The 6,391-nt window shown below is 40.1% G+C and carries 4 protein-coding genes; 1 reads left to right on the top strand and 3 read right to left on the bottom strand.

What is annotated here, in order from left to right:
• Window positions 1–69: 69 nt before the first annotated feature.
• Entirely contained in the window at window positions 70–456 is a 387-nt protein-coding gene (locus GNE10_RS30645) for a response regulator (protein ID WP_185569593.1), read from the bottom strand.
• Window positions 428–3,727, bottom strand: coding sequence for a response regulator (locus GNE10_RS30640; protein WP_185569592.1), 3,300 nt, complete (start codon window positions 3,725–3,727; stop codon window positions 428–430). Before GNE10_RS30640 ends, GNE10_RS30645 begins: the two co-directional genes overlap by 29 nt.
• Window positions 3,728–4,381: 654 nt before the next feature.
• On the opposite strand from GNE10_RS30640, the gene GNE10_RS30635 reads away from it, so the two are divergent.
• Window positions 4,382–4,786 carry an NIL domain-containing protein gene (locus tag GNE10_RS30635; RefSeq protein ID WP_099067663.1) on the top strand — a complete coding sequence of 135 codons (405 nt, stop codon included), beginning with the start codon at window positions 4,382–4,384 and terminating at the stop codon, window positions 4,784–4,786.
• A 382-nt stretch (window positions 4,787–5,168) separates the two neighbouring features.
• On the opposite strand, the gene GNE10_RS30630 is transcribed toward GNE10_RS30635, so the two are convergent.
• On the bottom strand, window positions 5,169–6,248 hold the full coding sequence (locus GNE10_RS30630; RefSeq protein WP_185569590.1) for a DUF3616 domain-containing protein: 1,080 nt from the start codon (window positions 6,246–6,248) through the stop codon (window positions 5,169–5,171).
• Between the last annotated feature and the right edge of the window lie 143 nt (window positions 6,249–6,391).

The following is a 6,391-nucleotide window of genomic DNA, read 5'->3' as shown; positions in this document are numbered from 1 at the left end:
CCCCGTGTCCCCGCGTCCCCGCATCTTTCTAACGAGTTGAGTTATGCAATTTAAAAGCCCATCAGCTGATTAATTCTCTAAGTTCCATCCCACAGCTGCTGCTACTTGTTGAGCTAATTCTAAGGGATTGAAGGGTTTGGCGATCGCACCATTCATTCCTATTTGAGCATAGCGACGGCGATCGGAAGCCTGGATTTTAGCAGTTAATAAAATTACCGGAATTGCCTTGGTTAGGGGATTTGCTTGTAATTTTTCAAAGGTGGCAATACCATCCATATCTGGCATCATTACATCCAGTAAAATCGCATCTGGCTGGTAAGTTTCGGCTTTAATTATACCCTCCTTACCAGAACCAGCTGTCTCCACTTTCCAACCTGCCACTGTTTCTAAGCAAATCTTGGCAACTTCTTGAATATACTGTTCGTTATCAACCACTAGAATTCGCTTCATTGATATCATCGCTATCCTCTTTTTGGTTGTGAGTAACTCGTTGAAGTAACTCCATCACCCGTTGTTCAAATTCCTCAGTAGTAACGCGCCCCTTGGTCAAAAATTCTGTATGCCCTAACTTCAGTCGATTGTGTTCGGATTCATCCAAATCCTTAGCTGAGTATACTAGCACAGGAGTATTACACAGATGATTATGCTGTTGTAGCCAATCCACCACTGCAAAACCATCACTCTCTGGCAAGATTAAATCAAGAATCATTAAGTCAGGATTCACTTCTTGACTCAGTCGGATAGCTTCCCGTCCAGTTTTGGCTAAAAAGGTTTCAATTTTGTGCCTTTCAAATAAAGTGATCAGCAGTTGAGCTAAATCGGTATCGTCTTCAACAATCAAAACACGGATTCCCTCGGAAGATTCTGCTAACACTTGTCTGACTGACTCTAATAGATGATTGTCTGCAAATGTTTTATTTACTGAATGCAATTGGTTACTTTTATCTCTTTTTGCGGAAGTCCGAATTAACGGCAGAGTAATGTAAAAAGTGCTACCTTCTCCTAGTACACTTTCAGCCCAAATACGTCCACCATGCTGCTGCATAATGCTTTTACAAATTGCTAAGCCCAAACCAGTACCGTCATGATTGCGGGAATCAGAAGAGTCAACTTGTTGAAACCGCTCAAAGATACTCTCAAGTTTGTCAGCTGGAATACCGCGTCCAGCGTCTTTGACTTTTAACAAAACTTCGTCACCTTGTTGTTGGACTTCTAAGCAAACTGTAGACCCAGGACAGGAAAATTTAATGGCATTACTTAATAAGTTGGTTAAAGTTTGAACAATGCGATCGCAATCTGCCCATACTTGACCAGAGACATCGGAAATCACTAGCTTTACTCCTGCTTTATCAGCTAAAGGCTGCATGACATTTACTGCTTCAGTGATGATGTCAACGATATTGCAGATTGCTCGTTCCATTTTCGTCTTACCCGACTCAATGCGTTCAATATCGAGGATGTCATTGATTAAGCGTACTAAACGTTCAGTGCTATCAGTAGCAATTTGCAACAAGCGTTTTCCCTGTTCTGAATCCGTTGGTAACAAACCACTAGCTAGCATTCCCAGAGAACCATGAATTGAAGTTAAAGGGGTGCGTAGTTCGTGGCTGACAACAGAGATAAACTCATCTTTCATCCGTTCGATTTGCTTTCGCTCAGTTATATCACGTAATATAACTGTGTAAAATATTTCTTCATTCATATCGATTTTGGAGATGGAAGCCTCTGCTGGAAATTCACTACCATCCTTGCAGCGACCATATATTTCCCGGCGTTCTCCCATACGGCGGGCAAGATTAGGAGATTTACCAAAGTCCACCACATGGTGATGATGTACGTCGTAAAAGCGCGATGGCAACAGTAAGTCAAGCTTTTGTCCAATTACTTCCTGAGCAGAGTAGCCAAAAATTCTCTCTGCTCCTTGATTAAACAACGTGATGCATTGAAAACCATTGATAGAAATAATTGCATCATCCGCGATGTCTAAAATTCGGGCAAATCGAGCTTGAGAAAAACGTAATTCTTCCTGTGTCCGCTGAAGTTCATCGAGTTGTGACTGCAACTGTTGATTCAGGGTAATTAACTCAGCAGTGCGTTCTGCTACTCTTAATTCCAGTTCGTTGATGGCTTGGAGATTGGGGACTGTTGACTGTTGACTGTTGACTGTTGACGGATACTGGGGAAGTTGTAGTAATTCTTTTCCTTCTGCTCGCCATCTTTGTTTTTTCCCTGCTTCATTGCTTTGGGCTACGCGTTGCAGCAATTTTACCCGTTCTAAACGATTAACAATTCTGGTTACTAATTCTGGCCCGATAATGGGCTTGCTCACAAAGTCATCAGCACCGATGCTAAATACTTCATTGACTATTTCGGCATCGTTATGCACTGTGAGAAAGAGGATTGGTAACTCACTCCAGCGTGAATCGTTGCGTACTATCTGACAAAGTTCAATACCATTAATAAATGGTAGTTCCACATCTAAAACCAGTAAATCTGGTGCAACTGCTTCCAAGGTTTGCCAAAACTGACGCGGATCTTCAAGAGCAATGGCTTTGAGTCCCCAAGGAGTAAGTAAGCTTTGCAAAAATGCTTGAATTTGGGGATCGTCGTCCACAATCAATACTTTGGTTTCTGTGTTGGAGGGATTTAGTGGCGTAGGGGTTGCGGTTATTGATGCAGATTTTAGCGCTGCATTTTTTTCCTGAATTTCCCGACGCAAAAATTTTACCCAAGTTTGGAGGTTGTTGATTTGAGACGTACTCAAAGTTTGACCACAACTGAGTAACAACTCGATATTCCGCGCCCATTTTGAGCTAAGAGTCAAGCCAAAAGTACCTAACGAACCTGCCAAGGTATGCGCTTCTTTAGTTGCAAGGCTTTGAAGTTCAGGTTTGAGATTATTTTGGCATAAAGCAGCGATCGCTTGCTCCAACACCTTTACCTGCTCCTCCACCCGTCCTTGATAACGTTGCCAAATTTCGGCAACTTGCATTAGTGTTTGCTGTTGTGATTGGGCATTGGCTCCAGCTTTCTCCCTTGTCTCCCCTACCTCTTCCAGTGGTTTCAAACGATAACCGATACCATAAACTGTTTCAATGAAGTCGCTGGGCGCTCCTACAGCTTTGAGTTTGTGTCGTAATCCTTTGATATGGGTGCGAACAGCTTCTTCTTGTGGAGTATCTTCATAAGACCAAAGATGTTCTAATATCATGCCGCAGCTAAACACTCGCTGAGTATTTCGCAAGAATAGTTCTAAGAGAGAATACTCTTTTGGGGTGAGTGGCAACAGATTCCCTGCATAATTAACTTCACAGCTGCTGGGGTCTAAGCGCAAGTTACCACGCTCTAGGATGGGTTGCAAGGTTATGCTTCCACGACGCAATAACGCCCTGACGCGAGCAACTAATTCTTCTTGGTCAAAGGGTTTAACTACATAATCATCTGCCCCTGCATCTAATCCGATGGCTTTTTCATGACCGCTATCACACCCTGTCAATAATAATATTGGCACTTGCAGACCATGAGACCGAATCTGTCGGCAAAGGCTAATGCCATCCAACTTGGGCAACATGACATCTAAGAGGATTAAATCAAAATCACAACTTTGAATGAAATCCCAAGCAATGTCACCATCAGCTGCAACTTCAACAGCATAGTTTTGGTTAGTCAAAACTGAGGTGAGTAAATAAGCATTTAACTCATCATCTTCTACAATTAAAATTTTCATTTTAAATGCTTTTCAAATAGAACAAGTAACCAGCAAAATTTAAATCACGACTTGCAAGTAAAAAAATATTCCATAGTATACTGTTGACTGTTAATAGTCAACGCTGTAAGTTCCCATAGCCAAATAATTAATATCAACGTTGAATTTTAAAGCATTTTCTAGAAATTTGCTCTTTTAGGTCAATACTCATTCATAAATATCAATATTGATTGATTTTTACTTGAATCTTTTCCACTTGCTTGGCAAGCTGCAAATACAATACCTACAATGAATGTTTCCTTAAGGTTAACTTCATCATCACCTCTGGATTATTCTACTGTAATTCTATTTTAGAAAATACCTGATTAAGCAGGGGCATACCCTACAGCGTATTTCTCTATTGTCAAAATTTTGAGGTTTGGTGATTGCCTATGGTGAAAATAAATTGGTGAAAGAGCGAAATTCAACACCAAAATCATCTTTAATCTACAGTTTGAAGTGTTAAACCTCAGGTAGGAATTATTGATTAAGTATTTATCTTAATTGCATACAAGTATATATCTTATGGTAGATGACAGGCAAACAAAAATAAATTTCATCTTCAAATTACTTAACCAGCTTTGGAGTCATAAAACTCTGAATACGCTACAACAGAAAAAAGCCTCTGCTAAACCTGTGAAAAAAAGAGTAACCCTCACCTTCCCTAAACGTGCCGTACAAATGCCAGTAACCTACGTACTGGCTAAAGAGTTTAATGTCGCTGCCAATATTATCCGCGCCCAAGTTGCCCCAAATCAAATTGGCAAATTAGTATTAGAACTATCGGGAGACATCGATCAATTAGATGCGGCTATCGAGTGGATGCGATCGCGCCATGTTAATGTTTCTCATTCCTTAGGGGAAATTGCCATCGATCCAGATGTGTGTGTCCACTGTGGCTTATGTACTGGGGTTTGTCCTACAGAAGCCCTCAGTCTCAGCCCAGAGACATATAAGTTAACCTTCACGCGATCGCGTTGTATTGTCTGCGAACAATGTATTCCCACCTGTCCCGTACAAGCAATTTCTACCAACCTTTAACAATCTGACATTAGCGATCGTATATTTTTTTGTGTTGGCTGTTGACAGTTGACGGTTGACAGTTAACAGTCAATAGTACTTGGGAAGCAACTGTGCAATTTAAAAGCCCAATTAGCTTAGAGGTTATTTATAAAGTGAAAATAAAATTAACGTAGGGTGTGTTAGGCGCATATTTTCGATATGATCGGTCACGAAATAACTATCTTAGCGCCTAACGCACCGCCGCATGGATGGATGCTGCGTTACGGCTCAATTTCATTGTCACTAAGTCTCAAATCCTTTGATAGCCGTAATACACCCTACTTAAGATTTACTTTATAAATGGTCTCTTAGCAATCCTAATTTATTACTTATTCCCTTCCTCCACAACTAAGTTCACAAATCAAATAAGATCGCTACTCAAACCAAACACATCTCCTATGACACCGCCATCACCAACCAGTCTAGTTTTTGCCGGAGAGTCATAAACCACTAGTAGCGAAGGTATGCCAATGACATCCTGAAAAAGCGTAATTCCTTCAGCACGATCTTCTCGATTTCCGTAGGGAATATCTCTGACAAAATCTGGATTAATGAAGGCGTTTTGTTGCAGATTTACAGCATTTTTCCAGCGATAAACTTGTATGGCCCCATCTAAATCCATTGTTGGGCCGGCTAAAATTAACAAGTCTTGTCCATCTAGGCACAAATCCCGAATTCCCAAACCATTTAACCAAATGAAATACTTTTTATATAGTTCCTGGGTTTCTCCAATTTGCTTTAATTTCATCAGTCCAGGACTAGAATCTTCTAATTCGATTTCCACTACCATAGCCCAACCCCGCAATACAGGGCCGCGCAAACCAAGAAAAATACGGTTTTGATAAGTGACAATACCTTCAATATCAAAGCCATTATCTTTCCCTGGAATTGCTGCTTTGATAAATGACCCTAAATGAGAGTCTTCTAGCAAAGCTGCCATCAGTAAGTTACCTTGACTCGTAACCTCTAATTTAGCAGCATTTAACTGCACATCTGGCTTTTGGGGGTGTGGGCAAGATGAGAATAACTTGCCATCAATTAAAGGAATCCGTCCTAAGAGGTAACGGTTGGGTTCTGATTCAATTTTTGCTAATCTTTTAAGGTTTTTTGTATCAATTTTGTCAGGTTTTGGCTTTTTGCGTTTGTAGCTGTGAGAACCAACAAACCATAAGTAATAATTGCTGTAAGCGAGTCCTTCTATATCAATTTCTTGGTCTTCTGGTGCAGGCAAACTGATAAATTCTGCTACTCTAAATTGTTGATGGTCTGTAAATTTATCAGCATCAACTAAAGATAAACGTTCAATTGTTGAACTTTCATCTGACCCCAACCATAAATACTTCTGATGTGTTAATACCACCGCCGACAACTCTTGTCTATGTTCTTGAAAATTATCTACAAAAGTCAATAAAACTTGATTAAGCAGTTGTGAATTTGACATTTTCAACCATCTACAGAGTTGCAACAATATCCATTTTGTTACTATAATATAAGACCTAACATCAAATAAATAATTTCAAAATCTTTATTAATATAAAATCATATAGCAATCAATCCTATTTCAGTTGTGAACAATATTGGTGT

Source organism: Nostoc sp. 2RC (genome assembly GCF_014222165.1).
Classification (GTDB): domain Bacteria; phylum Cyanobacteriota; class Cyanobacteriia; order Cyanobacteriales; family Nostocaceae; genus Nostoc; species Nostoc linckia.
Note: the sequence above shows the minus strand (reverse complement) of the source record. Positions and strands in the feature narration are given on the sequence as shown.

What these genes read in the sequence shown, in the direction of transcription:
- GNE10_RS30640 (WP_185569592.1), bottom strand. Translation starts at nt 3,727, where the DNA reads ATGAAAATTTTAATTGTAGAAGATGATGAGTTAAATGCTTATTTACTC.
- GNE10_RS30630 (WP_185569590.1), bottom strand. Translation starts at nt 6,248, where the DNA reads ATGTCAAATTCACAACTGCTTAATCAAGTTTTATTGACTTTTGTAGAT.